Source organism: Streptomyces calidiresistens (assembly GCF_014141525.1).
In the GTDB taxonomy this organism is placed as follows: Bacteria; Actinomycetota; Actinomycetes; order Streptomycetales; family Streptomycetaceae; genus Streptomyces; species Streptomyces calidiresistens.
Genome location: NZ_VKHS01000953.1, coordinates 1 through 1860, shown reverse-complemented (window position 1 = coordinate 1860; position 1860 = coordinate 1). Strand labels below are relative to the sequence as shown.

Below are 1860 nucleotides of genomic sequence, written 5' to 3'. Positions count from 1 at the left end.
CCTCCCACCCTCACCCGAGTTTCCACCCACCCCAACCGCCTCCGACATCCCGAACCACAGGGGGAACCACGATGGACGCCATCATCATCGTGCTCGTCATCCTGGTGGTGCTGGTCTTCATCGCCCTGGTCAAGACGATCCAGGTGATCCAGCAGGCCAGTGCCGCCATCGTCGAGCGCTTCGGTCGGTACACCCGCACGCTCAACGCCGGCCTCAACATCGTCGTGCCGTTCATCGACACGATCCGCAACCGCATCGACCTGCGCGAGCAGGTCGTTCCCTTCCCGCCCCAGCCGGTGATCACCCAGGACAACCTGGTCGTCAACATCGACACCGTCATCTACTACCAGGTCACCGACGCCCGGGCCGCCACCTACGAGGTCTCCAACTTCATCCAGGCCATCGAGCAGCTGACCGTGACCACGCTGCGCAACATCATCGGTGGCATGGACCTCGAACGAACCCTCACCTCCCGCGAGGAGATCAACGCGGCCCTGCGCGGTGTCCTCGACGAGGCGACCGGCAAGTGGGGCATCCGCGTCAACCGCGTCGAGCTCAAGGCGATCGAGCCGCCCACCTCCATCCAGGACTCGATGGAGAAGCAGATGCGCGCCGACCGGGACAAGCGCGCCGCGATCCTCCAGGCCGAGGGTGTCCGCCAGTCCGAGATCCTCCAGGCCGAGGGTGCCAAGCAGGCGGAGATCCTGCGCGCCGAGGGTGACGCCAAGGCCGCCGCGCTGCGCGCCGAGGGTGAGGCCCAGGCCATCCGCACCGTCTTCGAGGCCATCCACGCCGGTGACGCCGACCAGAAGCTGCTGGCGTACCAGTACGTGCAGATGCTGCCGAAGATCGCCCAGGGCGACTCCAACAAGCTCTGGATCGTCCCCAGCGAACTGGGCGACGCGCTCAAGGGAATCGGCGGCAGCCTCGGTCGGCTCGCCGAGAACGGCGGCGCCCCCACCGCGCCCGCCGATTCCTCCCGCCCCACCCTGGACAAGCCCGGTCGTCAGCAGCCGCGCTTCGAGTGACGTCGGACCCCGGGCGCGACCCGCTTCCGCGGATCGCGCCCGGGGTCCCGCCGTTCGTCGTCGCCCCCGGAGGGCCACGGGCCCCGGGGGGTCAGCCGCCCCGGACCGCGCCCAACCACTCCGGCAGGGCCGCCGTGCCCCGATCCGCGCCCACCGCCGCCAGGAGTGCGTCGGCGGGGGTCGGCTCGAACGGCTGCGACAACAGCCGCATCCCCGCCTGAGCCGGTGTGCGATCGGCCTTGCGGTTGTTGTCCTCCCGGCACGCCGCCACGGTGTTCAACCACGTGTCCCCACCACCACGGGACCGCGGCACCACGTGATCCACCGTCGTCGCCCTTCGCCCGCAGTAGGCACAGCGGTGACGATCCCGCACCAGCACCCCACGCCGTGACCACGGTGCCCGTTGTCGGAACGGCACCTTCACGTAGCGGCGCAACCGGATGACCAGGGGCACCGGCATCTCCACGGTGCCGGCCCGGATCCGCAACCCGGGATGGGCCTGCTCCGCCTCGGCCTTCCCCTGCAGCACCAGGACCACCGCCCGGCGCAGCGTCACCGTCGCCAACGGCTCGAAACTCGCGTTGAGCACCAACGTCCGACGCACCCGCCCCACCTCCCGGCTCCCGGCCCCGCCCGGGGGGCGGGACGACCCCACTGTGCCGTCGCCCCCCGGACGGGACAATGCAATTTCCGCCGCCTCGCGGCCCGGATACGGGGCGGGGAACACCGGATGACCATTCCCCGACGACCCGCCGGCCGAGGGCCGGCACGGGGCCCGACCCGAGCGGGCCGGGCCCCCGGACCACGCGGAGGCCCGCGGCAGGGCCGGAAG

General features: G+C 71.2%; 2 protein-coding genes. One reads left to right on the top strand and one right to left on the bottom strand.

Going from position 1 to position 1860, the window contains the following annotated elements:
• The first annotated feature begins 71 nt into the window (after positions 1 to 71).
• Positions 72 to 1028, top strand: coding sequence for an SPFH domain-containing protein (locus FOE67_RS24485; RefSeq protein ID WP_182667001.1), 957 nt, complete (start codon positions 72 to 74; stop codon positions 1026 to 1028).
• A gap of 91 nt (positions 1029 to 1119) precedes the next feature.
• Here the strand turns inward: FOE67_RS24485 and FOE67_RS24480 are convergent, their stop codons facing one another.
• Positions 1120 to 1632, bottom strand: coding sequence for an HNH endonuclease (locus FOE67_RS24480; protein ID WP_182667000.1), 513 nt, complete (start codon positions 1630 to 1632; stop codon positions 1120 to 1122).
• Positions 1633 to 1860 lie beyond the last annotated feature (228 nt).

Excerpts from the sequence above, each read along its gene's own strand:
- FOE67_RS24485 (WP_182667001.1), top strand. The coding sequence starts at position 72 with ATGGACGCCATCATCATCGTGCTCGTCATCCTGGTGGTGCTGGTCTTC.